General features: G+C 73.7%; 28 protein-coding genes and 1 pseudogene. 12 read left to right on the forward strand and 17 right to left on the reverse strand.

The genetic code is table 11. The features are described 5' to 3' along the window. Positions 1-8: 8 nt before the first annotated feature. Positions 9-617, reverse strand: a complete 609-nt coding sequence (locus V6U81_RS24425; RefSeq protein WP_334492473.1) for a hypothetical protein — start codon at positions 615-617, stop codon at positions 9-11. A gap of 157 nt (positions 618-774) precedes the next feature. On the opposite strand from V6U81_RS24425, the gene V6U81_RS24430 reads away from it, so the two are divergent. Continuing rightward, on the forward strand, positions 775-1,050 hold the full coding sequence (locus V6U81_RS24430) for a hypothetical protein (protein ID WP_334492475.1): 276 nt from the start codon (positions 775-777) through the stop codon (positions 1,048-1,050). A 34-nt stretch (positions 1,051-1,084) separates the two neighbouring features. Further along, positions 1,085-1,286, forward strand: a pseudogene (locus V6U81_RS29250) (P-loop NTPase family protein); the annotation flags it as partial. Positions 1,287-1,290: 4 nt separating this feature from the next. On the opposite strand, the gene V6U81_RS24435 reads toward V6U81_RS29250, so the two are convergent. The 3 genes from V6U81_RS24435 to V6U81_RS24445 form a co-directional block, all read right to left on the reverse strand. Next, positions 1,291-1,800: an HAD domain-containing protein gene (locus V6U81_RS24435; protein ID WP_334492477.1), complete on the reverse strand. Its 510-nt coding sequence runs from the start codon at positions 1,798-1,800 to the stop codon at positions 1,291-1,293. A 103-nt stretch (positions 1,801-1,903) separates the two neighbouring features. Next, positions 1,904-2,215, reverse strand: a complete 312-nt coding sequence (locus V6U81_RS24440; RefSeq protein WP_334492479.1) for an NIPSNAP family protein — start codon at positions 2,213-2,215, stop codon at positions 1,904-1,906. A gap of 83 nt (positions 2,216-2,298) precedes the next feature. Then, positions 2,299-2,877, reverse strand: a complete 579-nt coding sequence (locus tag V6U81_RS24445) for a TetR/AcrR family transcriptional regulator (protein WP_420884076.1) — start codon at positions 2,875-2,877, stop codon at positions 2,299-2,301. Positions 2,878-3,129: 252 nt separating this feature from the next. Here V6U81_RS24445 and V6U81_RS24450 point away from each other — a divergent pair, with 252 nt between their 5' ends. Both V6U81_RS24450 and V6U81_RS24455 read left to right on the forward strand, forming a co-directional pair. Beyond that, positions 3,130-4,584, forward strand: a complete 1,455-nt coding sequence (locus V6U81_RS24450) for an MFS transporter (protein ID WP_334492483.1) — start codon at positions 3,130-3,132, stop codon at positions 4,582-4,584. 118 nt (positions 4,585-4,702) lie between these two features. Next, positions 4,703-5,431 carry a Clp protease N-terminal domain-containing protein gene (locus tag V6U81_RS24455; protein WP_334492485.1) on the forward strand — a complete coding sequence of 243 codons (729 nt, stop codon included), beginning with the start codon at positions 4,703-4,705 and terminating at the stop codon, positions 5,429-5,431. Positions 5,432-5,528: 97 nt separating this feature from the next. On the opposite strand, the gene V6U81_RS24460 is transcribed toward V6U81_RS24455, so the two are convergent. Then, positions 5,529-6,047 (reverse strand): hypothetical protein, encoded by a 519-nt coding sequence (locus V6U81_RS24460; protein WP_334492487.1) that lies wholly within the window; start codon positions 6,045-6,047, stop codon positions 5,529-5,531. Positions 6,048-6,171: 124 nt separating this feature from the next. Next, positions 6,172-6,372: a DNA repair protein gene (locus tag V6U81_RS24465; protein ID WP_334492491.1), complete on the reverse strand. Its 201-nt coding sequence runs from the start codon at positions 6,370-6,372 to the stop codon at positions 6,172-6,174. A gap of 163 nt (positions 6,373-6,535) precedes the next feature. Here V6U81_RS24465 and V6U81_RS24470 point away from each other — a divergent pair, with 163 nt between their 5' ends. Both V6U81_RS24470 and V6U81_RS24475 read left to right on the forward strand, forming a co-directional pair. After that, a complete protein-coding gene (locus tag V6U81_RS24470) occupies positions 6,536-6,691 on the forward strand; it encodes a hypothetical protein (RefSeq protein ID WP_334492492.1) in 156 nt (51 codons plus the stop codon). 84 nt (positions 6,692-6,775) lie between these two features. Continuing rightward, entirely contained in the window at positions 6,776-7,438 is a 663-nt protein-coding gene (locus tag V6U81_RS24475) for a GNAT family N-acetyltransferase (protein ID WP_334492493.1), read from the forward strand. 247 nt (positions 7,439-7,685) lie between these two features. Here V6U81_RS24475 and V6U81_RS24480 read toward each other — a convergent pair whose 3' ends face one another. From V6U81_RS24480 to V6U81_RS24490, 3 genes are read right to left on the reverse strand one after another with little or no spacing between them, the layout of a single operon-like run. Continuing rightward, positions 7,686-8,399, reverse strand: coding sequence for a TetR family transcriptional regulator (locus V6U81_RS24480; RefSeq protein ID WP_334492495.1), 714 nt, complete (start codon positions 8,397-8,399; stop codon positions 7,686-7,688). Beyond that, positions 8,326-8,844, reverse strand: coding sequence for a thiol-disulfide oxidoreductase DCC family protein (locus V6U81_RS24485; protein ID WP_334492497.1), 519 nt, complete (start codon positions 8,842-8,844; stop codon positions 8,326-8,328). Before V6U81_RS24485 ends, V6U81_RS24480 begins: the two co-directional genes overlap by 74 nt. Beyond that, positions 8,841-9,335, reverse strand: coding sequence for a hypothetical protein (locus V6U81_RS24490; protein ID WP_334492500.1), 495 nt, complete (start codon positions 9,333-9,335; stop codon positions 8,841-8,843). Before V6U81_RS24490 ends, V6U81_RS24485 begins: the two co-directional genes overlap by 4 nt. Before the next feature lie 137 nt (positions 9,336-9,472). Between V6U81_RS24490 and V6U81_RS24495 the strand changes: the two genes are divergently transcribed. Next, positions 9,473-9,799, forward strand: coding sequence for an STAS domain-containing protein (locus tag V6U81_RS24495; RefSeq protein WP_334492502.1), 327 nt, complete (start codon positions 9,473-9,475; stop codon positions 9,797-9,799). Positions 9,800-9,855: 56 nt separating this feature from the next. Here the strand turns inward: V6U81_RS24495 and V6U81_RS24500 are convergent, their stop codons facing one another. Further along, positions 9,856-11,307, reverse strand: coding sequence for a glycoside hydrolase family 3 protein (locus tag V6U81_RS24500; RefSeq protein WP_334492503.1), 1,452 nt, complete (start codon positions 11,305-11,307; stop codon positions 9,856-9,858). A gap of 150 nt (positions 11,308-11,457) precedes the next feature. Here V6U81_RS24500 and V6U81_RS24505 point away from each other — a divergent pair, with 150 nt between their 5' ends. After that, positions 11,458-12,633, forward strand: a complete 1,176-nt coding sequence (locus V6U81_RS24505) for an ROK family transcriptional regulator (protein WP_334492505.1) — start codon at positions 11,458-11,460, stop codon at positions 12,631-12,633. A gap of 123 nt (positions 12,634-12,756) precedes the next feature. Here the strand turns inward: V6U81_RS24505 and V6U81_RS24510 are convergent, their stop codons facing one another. Together V6U81_RS24510 and V6U81_RS24515 are read right to left on the reverse strand one after the other, a co-directional pair. Beyond that, the gene (locus tag V6U81_RS24510; RefSeq protein ID WP_334492507.1) at positions 12,757-13,773 is read right to left on the reverse strand and encodes an ABC transporter permease; all 1,017 of its coding nucleotides are present in this window, start codon (positions 13,771-13,773) and stop codon (positions 12,757-12,759) included. Next, on the reverse strand, positions 13,770-14,789 hold the full coding sequence (locus V6U81_RS24515) for an ABC transporter ATP-binding protein (RefSeq protein ID WP_334492509.1): 1,020 nt from the start codon (positions 14,787-14,789) through the stop codon (positions 13,770-13,772). The genes V6U81_RS24510 and V6U81_RS24515 overlap by 4 nt, the downstream gene beginning before the upstream one ends. 129 nt (positions 14,790-14,918) lie before the next feature. On the opposite strand from V6U81_RS24515, the gene V6U81_RS24520 reads away from it, so the two are divergent. Together V6U81_RS24520 and V6U81_RS24525 are read left to right on the forward strand one after the other, a co-directional pair. After that, complete coding sequence (locus V6U81_RS24520; RefSeq protein WP_420884075.1) at positions 14,919-15,758, forward strand: ABC transporter ATP-binding protein; 840 nt, start codon at positions 14,919-14,921, stop codon at positions 15,756-15,758. Positions 15,759-15,823: 65 nt separating this feature from the next. Further along, a complete protein-coding gene (locus tag V6U81_RS24525) occupies positions 15,824-16,726 on the forward strand; it encodes a ribokinase (protein WP_334492513.1) in 903 nt (300 codons plus the stop codon). Between the two features lie 16 nt (positions 16,727-16,742). Here the strand turns inward: V6U81_RS24525 and V6U81_RS24530 are convergent, their stop codons facing one another. Together V6U81_RS24530 and V6U81_RS24535 are read right to left on the reverse strand one after the other, a co-directional pair. Further along, positions 16,743-17,513, reverse strand: a complete 771-nt coding sequence (locus V6U81_RS24530; protein WP_334492515.1) for a hypothetical protein — start codon at positions 17,511-17,513, stop codon at positions 16,743-16,745. Between the two features lie 51 nt (positions 17,514-17,564). Next, a complete protein-coding gene (locus V6U81_RS24535) occupies positions 17,565-18,479 on the reverse strand; it encodes an NmrA/HSCARG family protein (protein WP_334492517.1) in 915 nt (304 codons plus the stop codon). 56 nt (positions 18,480-18,535) lie between these two features. On the opposite strand from V6U81_RS24535, the gene V6U81_RS24540 reads away from it, so the two are divergent. After that, positions 18,536-19,000, forward strand: a complete 465-nt coding sequence (locus V6U81_RS24540; RefSeq protein ID WP_334492519.1) for a MarR family winged helix-turn-helix transcriptional regulator — start codon at positions 18,536-18,538, stop codon at positions 18,998-19,000. 47 nt (positions 19,001-19,047) lie between these two features. Next, positions 19,048-20,604, forward strand: coding sequence for an alpha/beta hydrolase (locus V6U81_RS24545; protein ID WP_334492521.1), 1,557 nt, complete (start codon positions 19,048-19,050; stop codon positions 20,602-20,604). 42 nt (positions 20,605-20,646) lie between these two features. Here the strand turns inward: V6U81_RS24545 and V6U81_RS24550 are convergent, their stop codons facing one another. The 3 genes from V6U81_RS24550 to V6U81_RS24560 all read right to left on the reverse strand — a co-directional run bounded on the left by V6U81_RS24550 (position 20,647) and on the right by V6U81_RS24560 (position 22,524). Further along, a complete protein-coding gene (locus tag V6U81_RS24550; protein ID WP_334492522.1) occupies positions 20,647-21,579 on the reverse strand; it encodes an alpha/beta hydrolase family protein in 933 nt (310 codons plus the stop codon). 94 nt (positions 21,580-21,673) lie between these two features. Next, positions 21,674-22,045: a DoxX family protein gene (locus tag V6U81_RS24555; RefSeq protein ID WP_334492523.1), complete on the reverse strand. Its 372-nt coding sequence runs from the start codon at positions 22,043-22,045 to the stop codon at positions 21,674-21,676. After that, a complete protein-coding gene (locus tag V6U81_RS24560) occupies positions 22,042-22,524 on the reverse strand; it encodes a DUF6232 family protein (protein ID WP_334492524.1) in 483 nt (160 codons plus the stop codon). Before V6U81_RS24560 ends, V6U81_RS24555 begins: the two co-directional genes overlap by 4 nt. Positions 22,525-22,891: the final 367 nt, after the last annotated feature.

Raw genomic sequence — 22,891 nt, forward strand, 5'->3', positions numbered from 1 at the left:
GGTGAGCCCTACCCGGGCTGGGAGATCGACTCGCGGTTGATGTAGACGACCTGGGCGGCGAAGGCCAGCAGAGCCAGCACGGCGCCGACACCGATCGCGAACCCCGGCGACAGCCCCGCGAGCCGGGCCAGCAGCGTCACCACGAGCCCCATCAGCAGCGCGTTCACCGCGCCCACCATCGCCGCCGTAGTCAGCAACAGCTGCGCCCGCCGGGGCGCGTTACCGACCGCCGCCCAGGTCGCCCGCATGATGCCCTCGCCCTGCACGGCGTCGGCGAAGAAGTCGTGGTCGCCGGCCAGCCGGCGATGGTAGTACGCCCGGATTCGCTGGATCCGCGCGAGATCCAGCTCGTTCTCCACCATGTTCTGCACCAGCCGCAGGAACGTGAGCAGCCCGGTGATCACCAGCGTCGGCAGCACCGCCCCGAGGTACGGCCGGACGAGCGCGGCGTTGCTGGCGACGAAACCGAGCCCGATCAGCGCGGCAGAGAGCATGGACAGGAAGACGGTCGCCCGACCCACCGACTCGGTGACGGTCGTGCTGCGCGAGGTCTGAAGCACGAAATGCTCGGTGGTCAGGGCGGTGAGCAGTGCCTGCTCGCGTTCTCCGTCGTCCATGCAGTTCACCGTCCGTGGGTCGACCAGGGTCATCCGTGGCTCAACTCGCCAGCCGCCCGCTCAGTCACGCGGCTCATCGGAGGATCCCGGCCAGCCGTGGGTGATAGGACCTCACTCCTGGCCCGAGGATGAGGCTCGTGCCTGATCTAGTAGGAGAATGACCGACCAGAACGAGACAGGTACGGGGCGTCTGCCTGAAGAAGATCTCAAGGTGCTGATCGGTGTAGCTGCGCACCTGGAATCGATCTTCCTTGTGGACGAAGGGCCGCAAGAGGTCTTCGATGCCCTGCTCGCTCGGCTGCGGCACGACATGGTGCGATTCGGCCTCATTGCCACCGATTCGAAGGCAGACGTGCGTGCTGGCATCCAAGGGCTCAACGTGCGGCTGCGGCGCGCGCTAGGTGAGGATCTCCCGCCCGGCGGCACCACCTGAGGCGACAGCTCGGCGTCTGCGATTTCGTTCTCCTGTGGAGGGCATCACGCACACCAGCCGCTACCGGACCATGCTGACGGGCCTCCACGATGGTCGTCGGCGCGTCCCTGTCCTGCTACCTCGACGTGTCCTGCCCGAGACCCTGCGCCGGCACGTCACGCGCCCGCAGGCCATCGTGTATACCGCTGAGCACATGAGCGGCTGGTACGCCACCCCACGGCGCGCTGGGCTGGCCCTGCGTTACACCTGTTCGAGCCAGTCCTTGATGACCGTGAAGTCGCGTTCTCTCAGGCCGTGACGGGGGTCGACCCGATGCAGCAGGGCCGGGCCGTGGTGATGGGCGGACACCCAGACGCGATCGGTAGGGGAGATCTCGTCGTCGACCCAGACGAAGGGACGCCCCTGCGCCCACCCGACCAGGCCGCGGGTCTTCCAGTGCAGGGCGCCGTCCTCGTCTGAGTCGGGCCAGTCCACCACCGGTAGGGCCGGCAGTCCGAGCAGCGGAGCCAGTACGTCGTTCGCGTCGCTCATCCACGTCGTCGCCCACACGAGATCACACGGCAGGGCGGCAAGCAGGCGGCCGTGTTCCGGCTCGACCCTGTGCAGCAACGGATGGGCGTCGTTCGGCCGAACCTCTACATGGGTTTGGCGGCGCGGCATGTCCGGCGGTGCCGCCGGTGGCGTTCCGAACGGGATGAGGGTGCCGTCCACGTCAAGGAACAGCAGAGGACGCTGCACGGGGGCGGACATGGCCCAGAGATTAGCCCTCGGCCCGTGACCGAGAACCCCCGCGCACTTCCACTAGATCCTCACCTCGGCGTGACCGTGCTCGTCGCGGCGGAAGAGTGCGCGTTCAATCGGTCGGCAGGAGCGGTCGCATGAACGTGCGCTCGTACCGCAGGACGCAACCGGAGTCGTCGCGGATGCGGTCGGCCGCGACGAACTCCGGGTCGTTGCCGAACCGTGCGCGGTAACGCTCGTAGGCTGCCAGGCTGTCGAAGCTGAACAGCGCTTCGGCCTGGTCGCTGGCTCCCTCGGCGGGCAGGAAGTAGCCGTGGTGCACACCACCGTGCTTGGTTACCAGCCGCATCCACGCGTGGGCGAAGCGTTCGAACGCCTGGATCTGCGCGGGGTTGATGGTGTAGCGCACGACGCAGGTGATCACGGCACCACCATACGGGTCGATGTCCGCAGATCCCGACAGGACTGCGCATCGCGGCTTGGCCGGGAGCCGGGCATCGGGCCGCGTCAGCGTGAGGTCGGGGGGCGTAGCCCGTCGAGGGCGATGCCGAGCACCCGGTCGCGCTGCTCGGGCTGCGGGAACTGGGCCATGGTGAGGCCGCTGAGCAGCCGGACCACGTCGTCGAAGCTGATGTCGTCGCGGACCGCTCCGGCCGCCTGGGCGCGGCGCATCATGGGCTCGCCCGCGGTGTAGATCTCGGTCCGGCAGCTGCGGAAGACCTCGGAGTCGTGCACCAGCTCCTCGGCGAGGGCTCGCTTGGTGGCGACGTAGCCGATGAAGCGGTGCAGCCAGGCGACGAGGGCGTCCCACGGGGGCAGGTCGCCCAGGTCGGCGGCGGACCGGCTGAGCTCCCGGACCTCCTCGACGTAGAGGGCCTCGAAGAGGTCCCGCCGGGTGGGGAAGTTCCGGTAGAGGGTGCCGATGCCCACCCCGGCGCGGCGGGCCACCTCCTCCAGCGACGCGGCGGCGCCGGCCTCGGCGAACACCTCACGGGCCGCCGCGATCAGGGCCTCGTAGTTGCGTCGGGCGTCGGCCCGCTTGGGCCGTCGCGCGAAGACGTCGGAAGCCTGCCCCGCGCCGGTCATGACGTACGTCACCTCACCTCGGTTGCAAACGGAGGCAACCCTCCGCTAGCTTAGTGGAGGCATCCCTCCGGAACTGACCGGAGCCTTGCCTCCGGATAGCTTACCCCGGGATTCCGCGCCGTCGACGCCGCGCAGGCGACCGGCCCCACCCGCCCCGACCGAGGAGCCCCCATGCCCGACGTCGCCCAGACCTCCGCTCGACCGTCGTCCGCGACGACCCGCTCATCCGTACCTGATATTGGAGTTCCTGCCGTGACAGAGAGCGTCCGACGCGGCTCGCGCCGGCTCACCTTCCTCGTGCTGGCCGCCGGGGCCGGGTCCTTCTCGCTGCTCCAGTCGTTGATCACTCCGGTGCTGCCGACCATCCAGCACGACCTGCACACCTCTCAGAACACCGTCACCTGGGTGCTGACCGCCTACCTGCTCTCCGCGTCGATCTTCACGCCGATCCTGGGCCGGGTGGGCGACATGGTCGGCAAGGAGCGGATGCTGGTCGTCTCCCTCGCCGCCCTCACCTTCGGCTGTCTGCTGGCCGCCGTGGCGCCGAGCATCGGCGTGCTGATCGCCGCCCGGGTGGTGCAGGGGGTCGGCGGCGCCGTCTTCCCACTCTCGTTCGGGATCATCCGCGACGAGTTCCCCGCCGCGCGGGTCTCCTCCGCGGTCGCCGCCATCTCGGCGATCGTCGGCGCCGGCGGCGGGCTGGGCGTCGTGCTCGCCGGCCCGATCGTCACCGCCCTCGACTACCGCTGGCTGTTCTGGATCCCGATGGCCGTCGTCGGCCTGACCGCCGTCGCCGCGCACCTCTTCGTGCCCGAGTCGCCCGTGCGTACCGCCGGACGCATCGACTGGCGGGCCACCCTGCTGCTCTCCGGCTGGCTGGTCGCCCTGCTGCTGCCGATCAGCAAGGGTGCCGCCTGGGGCTGGACCTCGGGCCGGGTGCTCGGCCTGCTGGCGCTGGCCGCGGTGCTCTTCGCCGGCTGGCTGGTCACCGAGGTCCGCTCCCGCAACCCGCTGATCGACATGCGGATGATGCGGCTGCCCGGCGTCTGGACGACGAACCTGGTCGCCCTGCTCTACGGCGCGTCGATGTTCTCCGTCTACGCGTTCCTGCCCCAGTTCGTGCAGACCCCGACCGTGGCCGGCTACGGCTTCGGCGCCAGCATCACCCAGGCCGGCCTGCTCATGCTGCCGATGCTGGTCGCGATGTTCGTCGCCGGTATCCTCGCCGGCCGGCTGGAGGCGGGCTTCAGCCCGAAGGCGCAGCTCGCCACGGGAGCCGCGTTCAACGTGCTCGCCGCCGCGATGCTGACCGTCGCGCACGACACCCGCTGGGAGGTCGGGATCGCCGGTGCCCTGGTCGGCCTCGGTATCGGGCTGGCTTTCGCCTCGATGGCCAACCTGATCGTGGGCAACGTGCCGGCCGGGCAGACCGGCGTGGCGACCGGCATGAACGCGAACATCCGCACCATCGGCGGCGCGATCGGCGCGGCCGTGGTCAGCGGCGTGATCACCGCGCACCCGCAGGCGAACGGGCTGCCCCGGGAGGCCGGCTTCACCCTGGGCTTCCTGGTGCTGACCGGGCTCGCCCTGGCCGCCCTGCTGGCGGCGCTGGTCGTGCCGTCGCCGCGCCGCCCGGTGAACCGTCGTCGGCCGGCACCCGCCCGCGAGGCCGCCCGGGAACTGGTGGCGGTTCCGGCGGGCCGCTGACCGTCCCGACCACGCGGCCGCGTGTCCCTGACAGCCGGGGGTGCGCGGCTGCGTCGTCCACGCGGGTGATCGTCAACCGGTGGTTGACGTAGACCATGCGTCAACCTATGGTTGACGCATGACGGAGCCTATCCAGATGAACAATCCGGTGCGCCTCGACGATCTGATCGGGGCGATCAAGAAGGCGCACACCGACGCTCTCGACCAGCTCACCGACGCGGTGATCGCGGCCGACCACCTCGGCGAGCTGGCCGATCACCTGATCGGCCACTTCGTCGACCAGGCCCGGCGCTCCGGGGCCTCCTGGACGGAGATCGGCAACAGCATGGGCGTCAGCAAGCAGGCCGCCCAGAAGCGTTCCGCCGCCAAGGCCGACGCAGCGGCCACCCTCGACCCCAGCGCCGGCTTCAGCCGCTTCACCCCCCGGGCCCGCAACGTCGTGATGGCCTCGCAGAACGAGGCCCGGGGCACCGGCCACGCCGAGATCCGCCCCGAACACCTGGTACTCGGGCTGCTCGCCGAGCCGGAGGCCATCGCGGCCCGGACCCTCGTCGCCGAGGGCGTACCGCTGGATCGGGTGCGACAGGCGGCCACCGCGGCCCTGCCGCCGCCGGCCGAGCGGGTGCCGGACCTGATCCCGTACGACGCTCAGGGCAAGAAGGCCCTGGAACTCACCTTCCGGGAGGCGCTGAGGCTCGGGCACAACTATGTCGGCACCGAGCACGTCCTGCTCGCGCTGCTGGAACAGGAGGACGGCTCGGGCGTGCTCTCCGGACTGGGCCTGGAGAAGTCCGCGGTGGAGGACCGGATCGTCGCCATGGTCGCCGCGATCACGATTCAGCGCTGATCCGACGCCGACGGCCACGATCCACCGCCCGCACGCGACGAACCGCCGGTGACCGGGACGCCCGGTCACCGGCGGTGTCGTGTCGGCCGGGGACGGGTCAGGCGATGGTGGGGAAGCCGTACCGGGCGGCGTGCTCCGGGTCGGCCGGGTCGACCTGCCGGATGCCCGCGTCGGCGAGGCGCTTGTTGACCTCGTCGAGCCGCTCCCGGACCAGCCGGGCCTCCTCCTCGGTGACCCGGCCCCGGTGCGGCCGACCCGCGTGCTCGATGGTGCCGTAGTCGACCTTCTCCGCGTTCTTGCGTGCCTTGGGCGGGCGGACCCGCTCGGCCGTCCTCAGCAGTTGCGCCATCGGCACGTCGGTGGCCATCGCGTCGAACTCGCTGGCGGTGAGCACCACCCGGCGCGGCTCGCCGTGACCGTGGCGGTCGTGGATCTCCACCACCGCCACGTCGAGGGCCGCGTCGTCGATGGCCTCCACCTCGACCGGGGTGGCGTCCAGCTGTACGGGCCCGGCCACCAGGTCGGGGTGCTCCAGCACGACGACCTTGACCACCTCGTCGTCGGGTCGCAGCACCTCGCCGCTGAAGTCGGAGACGTGGATCGTCTTCTTGCCCATGCGCTGAGCTTCTCCTGTCGGTGGACCGGGTTTCGGACCACAAGACGCTACCCGACAGGTGTGCGAAAGCCCCGGTGGGACGCTCCCGGTGTGTCGCCGCTTTCCCGCGCGGCGTCCCGTCGGGTCAGCGGGCGGTCAGGCCGCGCCGGGACGAGGTGCCGGCCGGCAGGCTGTTGAGGTCGCTCCAGGAGAGCGGCGCGTTGGTGGCCCGTCCGGCCCGGGCTTTCCTGTACGGCGGCTGGGCCGGGAACCGCCCGGCGGCCTCGGCCACCCGCCAGGCCCGTTCGGTGTCCTGCTGGTACCGGTCGTTCGGCTGATTCGGCATGCCCTTACCGTCCCAAAGAAACTTGTACATGTATGGAAATAGATATGACGCACGATCGATGTCTCTGGTTCCGCTGTCCAGTCGGCCGTTCGGGTCGACCCATCGGTGTTCTTCGGTACGCCTACCCGCCGTACCGGCATCCCAACCCCTCCGATGGAGCCTGGTGCTGGCGCTCGCGGTGGCCTTCCTGGTGACCGTGCCGGTCAACCGGGCGTTGATCGGCCGCGGCCGGGGCCACGCGGTGGTGCACCGCTACCACCACGACCCTGCGGCGCACGGCGCGGACGAGGTACCCGAAGGCGACGCCGTGCGCCACTGAAGGGTGCACCGCGCGCTCCGCTCCGGCGTACGGTGATCATGTCGTGAGAGCCGTGCCCCGGGCGGGCGGAGGAGGTGTGATCCGGTGCTGGACCGGCGTCTCTACCTGCACCTGGTCACCTGGTTGGGCCAGTGGCCGGCCGGGCCCGGGCTGCACGTCGTCAGCTCCCGGCGGCGCGGGCGACCGGCCTGGGACGGGCGGCTCCGTCCGGCGATCGCGGTCCGGGCCGGCGGCAGCACGGTGCTCTCGGTGCCGCCGGAGCGGGTCGAGGCGATCCGGGCGCTGAGCCGGCGGCCGGAGCCCGAGCTGCTCGCCGGGCTCCCGGCCGCCGTCGGCCAGCCGGAGTGGGCGCTGCACCGGGACACGTTCCGGTGGTGTCTCGCACCGGCCCCGCTGCCCGACGTGGGGGAGTGGACCGCACCGACCGATCCCGGGTTCCCGGGCTGGCTGCACCTGTTCGACCGGGAGGTGCTGGTGGTCCGGGACGACGACGGCGGCTACCTGGCCGGGGTGGGGATCAAGCGGCACGACGCCCACGGGCACGAGCTGGCGGTCGGGACGGTGCCGGGAGCGCGCGGCCGGGGACTGGGCCGCCGGCTGGTCGCCCAGGCGGCCCGCCGGGTACTCGACGAGGGCGCGGTGCCGACCTACCGGAACAACCCGGGCAACGTCGCGTCCGCCCGGGTGGCGGAGGCGGCCGGCTTCCCCGACCGTGGCTGGTGGTCGTACGGGGTGTACCCGCCGTGACCACCGCCGTCCCGGGGCCGCGCTGACGCGGCCCGGGACGGCGGGGCGCGGACCGTGGATCCCGGGCCGGATACCACGGTCCGCAGCCTTCCCCAGGCCCCTCCGTGAGCCGGCGCTCCCGCCGGCCAGCCTTGATGGTCGTCACGCTACGTACGGACGGGCTTGCGAGCAAGGGTTCATCGGTTGTTTCCGCATGTCCGGTAGTGGACTTGAGCTGCGGCGGAGCAACTCGGCGCCGTTCGTGGGCTCAGTGACGCAGCGTGCGGATCAGGGTGAGCACCTGACCGGTGACCGGGCGCAGCACGCGCAGCCGGGTGAGCCCCACCAGCCGGTCCACGAGCGGCACCGCCCCGTCGATCAGCTGTCGCGTCCGGGCCTGCCCCGGCGACCGATCGTGCACCCAGTAGAGGACCACTCCCATGTACGCCAGCCAGAGCAGCTCCGGCAGCTCGGCGCGCAGCTCCGGATCGACCCGGGCGGTGGAGCCCTCCAGCACCTCGCGGAACAGCGCGATCGACGCGTGCCGCGGCGAGGACGACTCGGTGGAGAAGGGGCTCAGCGGCGACTCCGGGTCGGCCGCGGTCTTGAAGAAGGTCCCGGCGAACTCGTGGTACGGGGTGAGCACGTCGACGCCGGCGTGCAGCACCCCGCCCAGCCGCCCCGCGAAGTCACGCTCCCGGTCGAGCACCGCCGCGGCGGCGGCGCGGTGCTCGACCTGGGTCTCCGCGTAGAACTCCTGGATCAGGTGGTCCTTGGAGCCGAAGTAGTAGTAGGCGTTGCCCACCGCCACGCCGGCCTCCTGGGCGATGGCGCGCATGGTGGTCCGGGCGTACCCGCGCTCCCGGAACAGCCGCAGCGCGGTGTCCAGGATCAGCTGGCGGGTCTGCTCACCACGCAGGGTCGCCGTCTCGCCGGTCGTCGGGGCGCCGGCACCGGTCGTCGGCGCAGTCTGCTCGCTCATCGTCGTCACCGTATCCCGGGTCGGGCCAGGGTTCGCGGACCAGTTCACGGACCGAGGAGGCGGCCGACACCACCCGCCGGGCGAGCGGCAGCAGGTGCGGTCGGGCCAGCCGCTCGGCCCGGGCCCGGTGGTCGGCCAGCGCCCAGAGGCAGGCCAACCAGGCGGCGTCCCCGGCGTACACCTCGCCGGTGTCGGCCACCACGGTCAGATCCCGCAGCGTCGCGTCGTGGTCCAGGCCGGGGAAGCGCCGCCGGGCCGCGGCGGATCCGGCCGGCACGAACTCCAGGGGTACGAGCTGCGGCCGGCCGGCGAGCCAGCGCCGGGCGGCCCGGCAGAGTGGGCAGTGCGCGTCGTAGAGGACGGTGAACCCGCGGACCCCACCGGCCCCGTGCCCGGTGGGGTCCGCGAGGGCTTCCCCCGCGCCGCCGGTCGGCGGGACGCTCATCGCGCCGCCGGCGGCGGGATCGTGCTGGCCGGGCCGGCCGGCCGTGGGGTCGGCGGGGCGACGGCGGACGCCTGCTGCGGCATGGGCAGCCGGCCGGTCGGCGGCAGCGGCGGGTGGCCGGCTGCCTGGCGGAGCCGACCCCGGCGGTACCGGTTGAGGGCGAAGACGTTGAAGAAGTGCAGTGCGCCGAGGACCAGCAGCACCAGGCCGATCTTGAGGGAGAGCTCCTCCATCGCCTGGCTCGCCGATGCCACCGGCTCCTCGTGCTTCATCGCCACCGTGACGTAACCGAGGTTGAGCAGGTAGAAGCCGACGACCAGGAGGCTGTTCACCGCGTTGGCCAGCCGCGGTTCGGCGAAGACGTCCTCCAGGAAGACCAGCCCGTTGCGGGACAGGGCCCGGGCGACCCAGATCGTCAGCCCGATGCTGACGACCAGGTAGGCCAGGTACATCCAGACCTTCACGTCCATCTCGACGCCTCTCTTGAACACGTTCAAATCAAGGACCAGCTCAGCGTAGGGCAGAAGTTGAACGCGTTCAAGAGCGGGCGGCCGGTCGGCGCTGGCCGACGTCGGCGCGGCCCCGGTATGGTCGGGCCGCGGCGATCGGCGCCGTGAACCTTCCAGCGGTGGGGACGGCCATGCAGATGCGGACCTCGCACGCGGAGCCCGGCCGGGCGGTGCTCCGGCCCGTGGGCGAGCTCGAGATGGCCAGCGTCGGCGTCCTGGAGCGGGCCCTCGACGACGTCCTCGACCGGCCCGGCCTGGTCGAGATCGTGGTCGACCTCGCCGGCGTCACCTTCATCGACTCCACCGGCGTGGCCGCGCTGCTGGGCGGCGCGGCCGAGGCGGTCGGCCGGGGCGCCAGCCTCCGCATCGCCGACCCGCAACCGGTGGTGGCGCGGGTGCTGCGGATCACCGCCGTCGACACCCTGCTCGGACTTCCCCCACGGTGACCCGGCAGGGGACCGCCCCGGGCGGCCCCTGCCGGCGCCACTGACCGCACCCGGGGTCAGCGGGTGAGGCCGAGCGCCTCCGCGGCGGCCCGCCCGTTGGCGTGGCTCGCGCCGAATGTCGTCACGAAGGCCCGCGCCCCGGTCGGCCGCCACCGGCCCGGCCAGCCCATCTCCACCACCGTCACCGGGTACGCCGCGGCCAGCGCGTCGACCAGCTCGGCGCCGCCCGGCAGCCGGTGCAGGTGCCGTCCGACCAGCACGATCGGGCGCCCGGCGGCGAGTTGACCCAGCGCGATCGGGTCGGTCTCGGCGGCGATCACCCGGACCTCCTCGGCGGCCGCGAGGTGCGGGCCCAGGCCCCACGGCACCCGGCCCTCGGCGATGGTGGAGGCGGTGTGCAACTGCACCACCAGAGGCCGGCCCAGCCCGGTGATGTCGCCCTCCACCCGGAGGGCCCGGCGGGCGGCGTCGTACCCGAGGCCGTCGGGGCCCGGGGCGGGCGGCTCGGCGGCCCGGGTCCGGGCGGCGAGCGCAGCGGCCCGGCCGGCCGCCTCCTCCACCCGGGACCGGTCCAGCCGGCCGCCCGAGATCGCCTCGACGATCTCGGCGGCCACCCGCTCGACCAGCATGGCGTTCACCTTGGCGCCCACGCAGAGCAGGTCGGCGCCGGCGGCGAGCGCGCGGACCGCGGCCGGCCCCACCCCGCCGGCGGCCAGCGCGGCGCCCTTCATCTCCAGCGCGTCGGTGATCACCGTGCCGGTGAAGCCGTACTCGTCGCGGAGCAGGTCGACCAGGACGGCCCGGCTGAACGTGGCCGGCCCCTCCCCGGTGAGCGCCGGCACCCGGATGTGCGCCGTCATGATCGCCCGGGTGCCGGCCTCGATCACCGCGGCGAAGGGGGGCAGGTCCCGGTCGCGCAGCAGGGTCGGCGACACGTCCACGGTGGGCAGCTCGTGATGGGAGTCGGCGACGGTGGCGCCGTGCCCCGGAAAGTGCTTGGCGCAGGCGGCGACCCCGACGGACTGGAGGCCCCGCACGGCGGCGGCGGAGTGCGTGGCCACCCGGGCCGGGTCGGCGCCGAACGAGCGGGTGCCGATCACCGGGTTCTCGTCGGCGGTGTTGACGTCGACCGTCGGGGCCAGGTTGACGGTGACGCCGAGCGCGGCCAGTTCGGCGCCGATGGCGGCGTAGACCGCGCGGGTGAGCGCCGGGTCGTCGACCGCGCCGAGCGCGGCGTTGCCGGGGTACGGACTGCCGGTGGCGTGCGCCAGCCGGGTGACGTCGCCGCCCTCCTCGTCGATCGCGACCAGCACGTCGGACCGGCCGGCCCGCAGCGCGGCGGTGCTCGCCGCCACCTGCGCCGGATCGTGGACGTTGGTGCCGAACAGGGTGTGCCCGGCCAGTCCCTCGGCCACCAGCGCGACCGCCCAGTCCGGCGGCACCGGTCCCGGGTACGCGGCGAGCAGCGTGCCGAGCGCGAGCCGGCGCAGTCCTGGATCCAGGCCCACGTGAGTCCCCCTTCGGTGCCGGACGGCACGAGTGTCGCATCGCGGTGGACGGGTCGTCCGAGTTCCGCGTGGCGGGGTGGCCGATACGCTACGAGCACCCCTTACCAGAGCTATGTGGTCAAGAAGCCGACGGAAACCAGAGGACGTGTCATGAGTGCGACCCGGCTGCCCGGCACCCCCCGCCTGTTGCGGGCGCTCAACGACCGCGCCGCCCTGGAGCTGCTGCTCGAACGCGGTCCGCTGACCCGCGCCCGGCTCGGCGAGCTGACCGGGCTGTCCAAGGTCACCGCCTCGCAGCTGGTGGAGCGGCTGGAGGAGCGCGGCCTGGTCGCCCGGGTCGGCGAGCAGGCCGGCGGGCGGGGCCCGAACGCCCAGCTCTACGCCGTACGGCCGGGCAGCGCGCACGTCGTCGGCGTCGACGTGGGGGCGGAGCGGGTGGTCGCCGCGTGCGCCGACATCACCGGAGCGGTAATCGGCCGGGTCGAGCAGTCCACCCGCGACACCGACGACCCGGTGGGCGTGGTGCACAACGCGGTGGTGCAGGCGGCCAGCAGCGCCGGCGCGCAGCTGGCCAGCGTACGACGGGTGGTGCTGGGCACCCCCGGCCTGGTGGACCCGGCCAGTGGCGACATCACGTTCGCCTTCAACCTGCCCCGCTGGCACCGCGGTCTGCTCGCCGCGCTCCGGGAGGACCTGCACACCCCGGTCGTCTTCGAGAACGACGTCAACCTGGCCGCCGTCGCCGAGGCGCAGTCCGGCGCGGCGCAGGGCGTGGCCGATTTCGTCCTGGTCTGGGTGGGCGCCGGCGTGGGCCTGGCGATCATGCTGGGCGGTCGGCTGCACCACGGCAGCAGCGGCGCGGCCGGCGAGATCGGCTACCTGCCGGTGCCCGGGGTGCCGATCCCGCGGGACGTCTCCCGCCGGGCCAAGCCCGCGTTCCAGCAGCTCGCCGGCGCGGACGCGGTCCGGGCGGTGGCCCGGGAGCACGGGTTCGACCACGAGGACGCCGCCGGGGCGGTACGGGCGGCCATCGCCGCCGGGACCGCCGGCGGGCCGGTCCTCGACGAGCTGGCCCGGCGACTCGCCCTCGGGGTGGCCAGCACCTGTGTGGTGCTGGACCCGCCGCTGGTGGTGCTGGCCGGCGATGTCGGCCAGGCCGGCGGCGTGGCCCTCGCGGAGCGGGTGCAGCACGAGGTCGCCGCGATCACCCTGGTCCGTCCCCGGGTGGTGCCGACCGGCCTCACCGAGGAGCCGATCCTGCGCGGCGCGTTGCGGACCGCCCTGGACGCCGTCCGGGACGAGGTCTTCGGGTCGACCGTCGGCTGACCGATCGGCGCGGGGTGCCGTCGCTCCGCCGTCCGCCATGTGAAGGAATTCTTCACTACGCGCCCGGGCGCGGCAAGATCTTGTCGCGCCCGGGCGAGCGGCCGGCTCCCCGGCACGGGACCGTCAGACCAGATCGCGCCGGCGGAACACGGCGAACGCGGCGGCGGTGACCGCGCCGGTCAGCGCCAGCAGCACCAGCAGCGCCGGCCCCGCCGTGATGGCGTAGCTGCCGCCGGCGCAGAACGGGGTGCCGTCGGCGCAGTTCGCCGAGTCGTCCCAGAACATCATCCGACCCCTCAGCCACGCCATCAGGTAGCTGGAGAGCAGCAACTGCTCCGGGCGGGGCGTGCCGACGATCGCCATCACCAGCCGCGCGCCCAGCTCCCAGACCACCGTGTACGCGGCCACCACCCCGAGCGCCGCCGAGGTGTGCCGGCCCAGCGTGGCGACCGCGAAGCCACCCGCGGCGGCGAGCAGCACCACCACCATGCCGCGGCCCCAGATCGCCCCGAGCGCCTGCCAGAACTCCCCGTCCAGCCGGCCCGGCAGGCCGGCCGTCTGCGCGATGGTCCAGAACGTGGCGAGGTAGACCGCCGTCGCCACCACCGACAGCAGCGCCACCACGCCGAGCAGCGTGCCCAGCTTCGCGCCGAGCACGGCGAGCCGGCGCGGCCGCCACAGCAGCAGGTTGACCACCCCGCCGGAGTTCAGGTCGGCGCCGATGTAGGAGGCGCCGACCAGGAAGCCGAACAGCGCCAGGAACGCGATCAGGAAGTAGAGCAGCCCCCGGGCCTGCTGGGCGAAGACGAAGACGTTGATGAGGTAGTCGGCGGTCACCGGCAGCCGATCCCGCAGCGCCGGGTCCAGTTCGCTGCAGTCCGCCGGCAGGTAGCCGGTGTCCTCGCCGACCGGGATCTCCCCGCTCTTGATCCTCAGGCAGCGCTCGTGGTCCGCCTCCATGCTGCGGATCGTCTCGGCGGCCTGCGACCGGGCGGAGGCCAGCTCGCCCGGCGTCGGTTGGTGCGAACCGGCCAGCGTGGTCGCCGTGGTCACGGCGAAGGCCAGCGCCAACAGCACCACCATGAGCTGGACGAAGCGGCGGGCGGCCAGCCGCTCCAACTCGGCGCGGATCAGGTTCACGCGTCCACCCCCCGGGCGGTCGGCTCGTCGAGGTCGATCATCGGCTCGTCGGGTCCCTCCCCGGGCAGTACGGGACCGCCCGGCTGCCTCGGCAGTGTCGGATGCGGCGCGGCGCCGGTCAGTTCCAGGAAGACGCTCTCCAGGTCCGGCCGGATCGGGGTCAGCTCACGCAGCCACAGCCCCTGCTCGCCCAGCGTGCGGCTGATCAGCTCCGGCTCGTCCGCGCCGCCGACCACCAGCAGACCGTCGCGCTCGGCGACCGCCAGGCCGGCCGCCCGCAGCAGCTCGCCGGCCCGCGTCGGCTCGGCCACCCGGATCTGCCACTCGTGCTGGTCGTAGCCCGCCAGCACGTCGTCCACCCGGCCGGCCGCCACCCGACGGCCCCGCGAGATGATCGTCACGTGGTCGCAGATCAGCTGGATCTCGGCCAGGATGTGGCTGGAGACCAGCACCGTCACCCCGGCCTCGGCCAGCGAGCGCATCAGGTCGCGCATCTCCCGGATGCCGGCCGGGTCCAGGCCGTTCGCCGGCTCGTCCAGGATCAGCAGCTCCGGGTTCTTGAGCAGCGCCGACGCCACCGCCAGCCGCTGCTTCATGCCCAGCGAGTAACCCTTGACCCGGTCGTTGCCGCGATCGTGCAGCCCGACCTGGTCCAGCACCTCGTCGACCCGGCTGACGGGCACCCCGCCGGCCACCGCGAGCAGCCGCAGCGTCTTGTGCCCGGTGAAGTTGCCGAAGAACTGCGGGCTCTCCACGATCGCGCCGACCCGGCCGGCCACCCGGCCCAGCCGCTCCGGGGCCGGCTCGCCGAGCACGCTCATCCGACCCGCGTCGGCGTTGACCAGCCCGAGCAGGGCGCGCAGCGTGGTGGTCTTGCCGGAGCCGTTCGGACCGAGGAACCCGTGCACCTGACCGGCCTCGACCACCATGTCGAAGCCGTCCACCGCCACCCGGGGCCCGCGCCGCAGGGTACGGAAGACCTTGCGCAGCCCCTCGATCTCGATGACCGCGCTCATCCGCGGCCCCGCCGACTACGGTCGCGCATACGTCCTCCGGATGTGGTGACCAATGACACGGTGCCTCACCCTAAGGCGGGGTCGCCGCCCGTGGGGGGCACCTCGCGGCCCGCGTGATTGGATGGCACGGTGACTGGTGACCTGATCCCGGGCGTCCCGCGCGCCGCCGCCCCCTCGCCCGTGGACGCGGATCTGGTGGTCAGCCTGGACGGCGTCGGCGTACGACGCTCCGGCACCGCGCTCCTGCACGACGTGGACTGGCGCGTCGAGCTCGACGAGCGCTGGGTCGTGCTCGGGCCCAACGGGGCGGGCAAGACGACCCTGCTCAACCTGGCCGCCGGCCGCCTGCACCCGACCACCGGAGTCGCGCACGTGCTCGGCGAGCGGATCGGCCGCACCGACGTCAACGAGCTGCGGATGCGGATCGGCCTCTCCACCGCCGCCCTGGCCGAGCGGGTCCCGGCCGAGGAGAAGGTCAGCGACGTCGTCGTCACCGCCGCCTGGTCCGTGGTCGGCCGCTGGCGGGAGAGCTACGACCGCAGCGACGAGACGAGGGCTCGGGCCCTGCTCGGGCAGCTCGGCATGGGGCACCTCGCCGAGCGGACGTACGGCACCCTGTCCGAGGGCGAGCGCAAGCGGGTCCAGATCGCCCGCGCCCTGATGACCGACCCGGAGCTGCTGCTGCTCGACGAGCCGGCCGCCGGGCTCGACCTCGGTGGCCGCGAGGACCTGGTGGCCCGGCTGGCCGAGCTGGCGTACGACCCGGACGCCCCGGCGATGGTCCTGGTCACCCACCACGTCGAGGAGATCCCGCCCGGCTTCACCCACGCGCTGCTGCTGCGCGACGGCGGGGTCGTCGCGCAGGGGCTGCTGGGTGACACGCTCACCGGCGACAACCTCTCCAAGACCTTCGGGCTGCCGCTGGTGGTCGAGCGGCACGGCGAGCGGTACACCGCCCGCGCCGCCTGACGCGGGTCACGGACCACGGCGAGGTCCCCGAATCGCCGCCAGGTGCTTCTCGGCAGGAGGTCGTGGTGCGGCAGACCCGGGTGGTCGTGGTGGGCAGCGCGAACATGGACCTGGTCGCGACCGGTCCGACCCTGCCTCGACCGGGTGAGACGGTGCTCGGCAGCGAGTTCGTCATGGTCCCCGGCGGCAAGGGTGCCAACCAGGCCGTCGCCGCGGTCCGGGCCGGCGCCTCCTGCGCCTTCCTCGGCGCGATCGGCTCCGACGCGTTCGGCGTCACCCTGCGCGCCCGGATCACCGCCGCGGGGGTGGACACCGGCCAGCTCCGGGTGGTCTACGGCGCCTCCGGGGTCGCGCTGGTCATGGTCAACGCCGCCGGGGAGAACGTCATCCTGGTCACCCCCGGCGCCAACGCCGCCTTCACCGGCCTCACCGACGGCGAGCTGCACGTCGTACGCGAGGCGGACGTGCTGGTCGCGCAGCTGGAGATCCCGGTCGAGACGGTGACCGCCGCGGCGGTCACCGCCCGCGAGGCGGGTACCCGGGTGATCCTCAACGCGGCGCCGGCCAGGCAGGTGCCGGCCGAGCTGCTGGCCGCGGTGGACCTGCTGGTGGTCAACGAACCCGAGGCGCAGGCGCTGACCGGCCGGGGCCGGGACGAGCCACGGGCGCTGCTGGACCTGGTCCCCCGGGCGGTGCTCACCCTCGGCGCGCAGGGCGCCTGGTACGTCGACCGGGACGGCGCCACCGTGCACGTCCCGGCCGTGCCGGTCGAGGTGGTCGACACCACGGCTGCCGGCGACGCCTTCACCGCCGCGCTCGCCGTGGCCTGGGGCGAGGGCCGGGAGGTCCTCGACGCGGTGCACTGGGCGGCGGCGGCCGGTGCCGCCTGCGTACGCCGGCTCGGCGCCTCGGTGGCGCTGCCCCGCCGGGCCGAGATCGACGAGCTCTACACCCCGCCGGCCGGCTGACCGGTCGGGGTGGCGGTCACTCCGCCGGTTCGTCGCTCAGGCGCTCGCCCCGGCGGCGCAGCATGCCCAGGCCGGGGATGCCGGCGACGGCGAGCTTCAGGTCGCGGGTGACGTCGAGCAGGTCGTGCAGGTCGGGCCCGACCCGGTCCAGGGTGGCCAGGATCGGCAGCACGTCGGCGGTGAGGTGCTGCTTGAGCTTCGGCAGCTCGTCGACCAGCCGGATGGCGGCGGTGACCTCCTCCTGGCTGAGCTCCGTCACGAACCGGTCCGCCATCGGCGCGCCCCGGCGCAGCGCCGGCTCGTACGCCGCCAGCAACTCGCTCGCGACGCCGGCGGCGCCCTCCGCGACCACGATCGTGCCGGCGGCCCGGCCGGCCACCGCGTCCGCCTCGGCGACCACCGCGCCGGCGGCCCGGGCCACCTTCTCGGCCTCGCCCACCACCACGGCCGCCGCCCCGGAGACCCGCTCGGCGTCGGCGACCACCACGGCCGCGGCGGCGGCCACCTCGGTGGCGGTCTCGATCGCGCCGGTCGCAGCCGCGCTGATCACGGCGACCTCGCGGACCGCGCCCTCGGCGTCGGTGAGCACCCGGTCGGTCCGGTCCAGCGTCGCCTCGATCCGGTCCACCACGCCGTTGATCCGGCCCAGCAGGGCCTCCACCCCGTCGAGCACCGCGAACGCGCGGGCCGGCACGGCGGCGAACGAGGCGGCGGAACCGAACGCCTGGTCGAGGGCGGAGCGGGTGAGACCGACGACGGCGGTCGGGCGGGGGAGCGGAATGGCCATGTGACCAGTGTGCGTCGGGCCGGCCACTGCCGCTGGGCGGCGGGGTGGCGGTCACGTCCGGTGCGGGGGCGTCCCGGCCGGAGTGGGGTTGTCGTCGAGAACCCAGGACCTGCCGTCGACCCACTCGGGCAGGGTGTGCCAGCCGACCCCGGGGTAGTCCCGGCGGAGCCCGGCGACGTCGACGTCCAGGCCGACGGTGGTGAAGTACCGGAACATCGCCGCCAGATCGGGGGAGTACGCCTCGATCCGGTCGGTCGGGTACTCCACGTACCGCAGGTCCCGGCCGCAAGCGGCACCGAGAGTGGTGGCGATCTCGTGCCCGGATCGCCGGTCGGAGGCGATGTCGATGCGCCGGCCGGCGAACTCGTGCGGCCGGGCGAGCACCAGCGCGGCGAAGGTACCGATGTCGACGGTGGGGATCAGGGCGAGCGGGATCTCGGCGGGCATGGGTCGGTCGTAGACGCCCTCCCGCAGGCCCCGCAGCGTCCACTCCTCGGCGTACTGGTCCATGAAGGCGGCGGGCGCGATGACCGTCCACGGGACGCCGAGGGTCGCCAGGTGCCGCTCGATGCGGTGCTTGCTGTCGAAGTGCGGGATGCCGGTGTCTCGATCGGCGTTGGCGGCCGAGGTGAGGACCACGTGCCGCAGTCTGGCCCGGGCGGCGGCGTCGAGCAGTTCGAGGCCGTCGCGTACCTCCTGCTCGACGTCGGTGCCGAAGGGGGTGGTGACGGCGAAGAGGGCGGTGGCGCCGGCGAGGGCGGTGTCGAGGGAGGAGGAGTCGGTGAAGTCGGCGTACCGTACCTGCGCGCCGAGCCGCCGCAGGGCGATGGCGGCAGGGGAGTCGGGCCGGCGGGTGAGCGCCAGGACCTGGTGACCGTCCTGGAGCAGGGCGCGGGCGGTGGCCCCGCCCTGGGCGCCGGTCGCGCCGGTCACGGCGATGGTGGAGGGATAAGGTATCTGCGTCACGCAGAGAACGTAACGCAATCGTCTGCGCGACGCAGATTATTTTCTGGAGGGGCGGCATGACCCGAAGCGAGCGGCTGGCGGAGCTGGAAGGCGAATCGCGGCGCTACCTCGCCGCGTACGTGCTGTTCAATCAGGCTGTCGCCGATGCGCTCGACATGCATCCGACCGACCTCCAGTGCGTCAGCCTGATCACCATCGAGCCGGGGCCGTTCACCACCGGCCGGATCGCCGAGCTGACCGGCCTGACCAGCGGCTCGGCCAGCCGCCTCGTCGATCGGTTGGAACGCGCCGGGTACGTGACCCGGGAACGGGACACCGCCGACCGGAGGCGGGTGCTGGTCCGTCCCGTGCCTGAGGCCGTACGGCGGCTCGGTGCCGTCTGGGACCGCCTCGGCACCGGCTGGACGGAAATCTTCTCCGACTACACCGAGGCCGAGTTGGCGCTGCTGATCCGGCACATGCGTCGTACCACCGAGCTGAGTCGCACCCAGATCGCCCGCCTGCGCGACACCACCGACTGACCCGGCTGTCAGCGCTGGCGCCCGCCTGCGGGCGGTAGGGTGCCGGCATGTCGGTCCGCCCCCTCGGCGTCGCGCCGGCCGGCCGTCCGGTGGCGGCCCTCGCCGTACTCGCGGCGCTCGCCCTGGCTCTCGGTGGTTACGGCCTGGCCCGGGCCGGCTCCGGACTGACCACCCGGCACGTGACGGTCGCCGGAGTGCCGCTGACCGAGGTACGCGCCGGGCCCGCGGACGGGCGACGGCCGGGAGTGGTGATCGCGCACGGCTTCGCCGGCTCGGCCCGGCTGATGCGCCCGCTCGCCGACACCGTGGCCCGGCACGGCGCCGTGGCGCTGCTGCTCGACTTCGCCGGGCACGGCGCCAACCCGGCCCGGCTGCCCGGCGCGGGGCGGGACTCGACCGCGTCCCGGGCCACCCTCACCCACGACCTGGACGTCGCCGTCGCCCACCTGCGCCGGCTGCCGGACGTCGACCCGGCGCGGATCGTCCTGGTCGGCCACTCGATGGGCGCGGGAGCCGTCACCCGGTACGCCGCCGACCATCCGGAGATCGTCCGAACCGTCGCCATCTCCCTGCCCGACGCCGCCGACCTGCCGTACGGGCGACCCCGGTCGCTGGCGCTGGTGGTCGGTGGGGCCGAGTTCCCCAGCTTCCACCAAGCGGCCGAGGAGGCGTTGCGACGCGCCCCGCCGTGGGAGCGGGGCATGACGGTGGTCCCGTTCACCGAGCACATCTCGGTGCTCTTCGCCGGGCAGACCCACGAGGTGGTCGCCGGTTCGCTGCCCGGCCGGGTGGACGGGCCGCCCCCGGAGCCGACCGCCCGGTTGGCCGCCGCGGGGCTGCTACTGCTCGGCTTCGGGCTCGGCTTCGTCCCGCTGGTCCGCCTGGTTCACGGCCGGCGCCGAGACGCGTGGCGCGGAGCGCGCGGAGAAGCACCGGCCGCGGCCTGGCGCCCGCTGCTGCTGGCGCTGGCGGCGGCGGGGATCGCGGCGCTCCTCGCCGGGGCGCTGCCGACCAGCCGGCTGCCGCTCGCCGTCGGCGGGTACGTCACCGGGTTCCTCCTCCTCATCGGCCTGCTCCTGGCCGCCGCCGCCCGCTGGTGGCCGGGCCTTCCCCCGGTCGACCCCGTCGCCCCGGCCGCACCCGCCGCGCGGCTCGCGGCCCCGGTGGCGAGCGGGTTCCGCGCCCCGGTACGCGACGTGGTGATGGCGGTCGTGCTGACCGGGTACGCGCTGGTCGCCGTGGCCGTACCGATCCATTTGGGACTGACGTCGGCGGTCCCGGTCGGTGCCCGCTGGTGGCTGCTGCCGCTGGTCGCCGCCGGCTGCCTGGCTCTCCTGCTCGGCGCCGAGCGGGTCACCGCCGGCCGGAGCTGGCGGTACGCGGCAGTCGGCGGGATCGCCGTGCTCGCCCTCACCGTCGCCGCCGTGGTCGGGCTGGCGCCCGGCTTCGTGCTGCTGGTGGTGCCGCTCTTCGCGGTACTCGTCGGCTGGCAGGCCGCCTGGGCCGCGGTGCTGCGCCGCGCCGGTGCGCCGGCCTGGCTGCCCGCCCTGGTCGGCGCGGCCCTGCTGGCCTGGCCGGTCGCCACCACCCTGCCGCTGGGCTGACCGGCCGGTCGGGGGCGGGGTCGCCGCCCCCGACCGGGCAGCTCAGCGGACGCCCTCGAAGCTGACCTGCGGGTCGTTCTGCGCCGGAGCACCCCACACCGCGTCGTCGTAGCCGGCGTCGTCGGCGAGGTAGCGCAGGAACCACTCGGTGAGCAGCCGCCGGGCGATGGGCAGCTGGGTGGCCCGGGTGAGGCCGCCGCTGTCGCAGAAGAAGGACGAGCTGTCCATGAAGCCACAGTGGAAGCCGCCCTTGATGATCCGCAGCTGCTTGGTGGGCGGCTTCGCCTCATAGATGGGGCGCTGGTGGTCGGCGACCCCGGCGATGGTGTCGCGGTCCCCGGCGATCAGTCGGACCGGGACGGTCAGCGTCGCGGCGGCGGCCTTCGCCGACGGGTTGGTCTCCGCTGCGGCGAGGTTGGCCACCGCGACGACCTTCGGGTTGCGGGCGGCGGCGAGGACGCTCGCGCCGCCGCCCATCGAGTGACCGGAGAGGCCGAGCCGGTCGGTGCGGACGTGCCCGGCGAACCGGGAGCCGGTCGTGGTGTCCTGGGCGACGGTCCAGGTCAGCGCGGCGTTCAGGTCGTCGGCGAAGGCGCCGTGATTGGGGGAGAAACCGCCCTGGGAGGTGGGGGCGAGCACGATGAAGCCCCAGGAGGCCAGGTGGCCGAGGGTTCCGTAGTACTTCGACACGCCCTGGAGGAAGCCGTGGCCGAAGGCGATCACCGGGAAGCGCCCGGCGGCGACCGGTTGGCCGCTGCCCGCGGCGGTGGCCGGGTAGTAGATCCGGGCCGAGAACGAGCGGCCGGCCGCGCTGACCGTGGTGTCGACGTAGCCGGCGGCGTACCCGCCGGGTGCCGAGGGATCGGCGGCGGCCGGCACCGGCGCGGCGGCCTGCGGTGGTGCGGCGGTGGCGGCGGTTCCGGGCAGCAGCAGGACGAGGGCCGCCGCGACGGCGACGGCGGGTCTTTTCCACATGACAGCCTCCCCAGGTCGATGAATGTCACTGTCCATCGAGGAGAGCACTTCAGGGTGGCGCTGCCCACCACCCGCTTTCGCAATAACCGGGGTGTTATGACCGGGTACGCGCGACCCGCAGCCCCCACCAGATCAGCGGCGCCTGCAGCGGCAGCCGGCCGTACGCGACGGCCCGCCGGGCCGGCCCCTTGTCCCGCCAGTCCGCCGCCATCTGCACGTTGGCCGGCAGCACCGCGGCGAAGAGCGCGGCGGCGGCCAGCCCACCGTGTCGGCGGGTGGCCGGATGGGCGACCGCGGCCGCCACCGCCAGCTCGGCGACCCCGCTGGCGTACGTCCAGAAGCGGGCCGGTCCGGGCAGCGCGCGGGGCACGACCCGGTCGTAGTAGCGGGGCCTGGCGAAGTGGGTGAGGCCGGCGGTGGCCAGCAGGCCGGCCAGCGCGGCCGCCTCGCCGCGACAGGTGCTCATCGATGCTCTCCCTGCTGTTCGACGGCGCGCTGCACGGCCCGGTAGATCTGCCCGAACCGTAGCGCGTCGGGGGTGCGCACCAGCATCTCCTCCTGCCCGTGGTGCTGCACCCACAGCTCGTGCACCCGGTTGCCGCGTTCGTAGGAGCGGTCCAGCCAGCTCAACGGCAGCTCCAGGAACGGGGTCAGGGCCAGCGCGCCGACCCCGCAGGCGGCCAGGATGACCAGGGCCAGCTTCCAGTTGCCGCGGTCCTGCGCCGACCAGGCCAGCGACACCACGCAGACCAGCGCGACCAGCGGGGGCAGCGAGAGCAGCAGGACCAGCACGCCCCGACCAAGGACCCGACCCCGCACGGCCAGGCTGGTGGCCCCCTTGGCGTGCCAGACGTACGTCACGTCGGAGATCCGGACCGACCGCCCGCCGGCGAGGATCGACTCGGAGGTCACCTGGACGCGGTCGTCCCGGTAATAGAGGGTCATCACTAAGCCTAACCACCCGCGGGCAACTGCCGTCCCCTCCGGCTCCGCCCCGGCCCGCCGCCCCGGCCCCGCGCTCCGCGACCCCGAACCGGCTCATCGGGACGCTACAAACTTGATGACGTGAACGAATCACGCCGCCCTGCGCCGCTCGCGGCGGGCACCCGCTCCTGGATGGCCGACCTGTCCGGCCACGCCCCGCCACGACACACCCGCCCACGTCTCGGGTGATTCGCCTACGTCATCAAGTTCGTAGCGTCCGATGGGACGCCTTCGCCCGCCCGCCGCCCGCCCGCCGCCGGGCCGGTCGGTGGGCCGACGGCCGGCCTGCCTGCCGCACGGCTCGGCCTGGCGCACGGCCGGGCCTGGC

This window comes from Micromonospora lacuserhaii (genome assembly GCF_036902735.1).
Taxonomy (GTDB): Bacteria; Actinomycetota; Actinomycetes; order Mycobacteriales; family Micromonosporaceae; genus Micromonospora.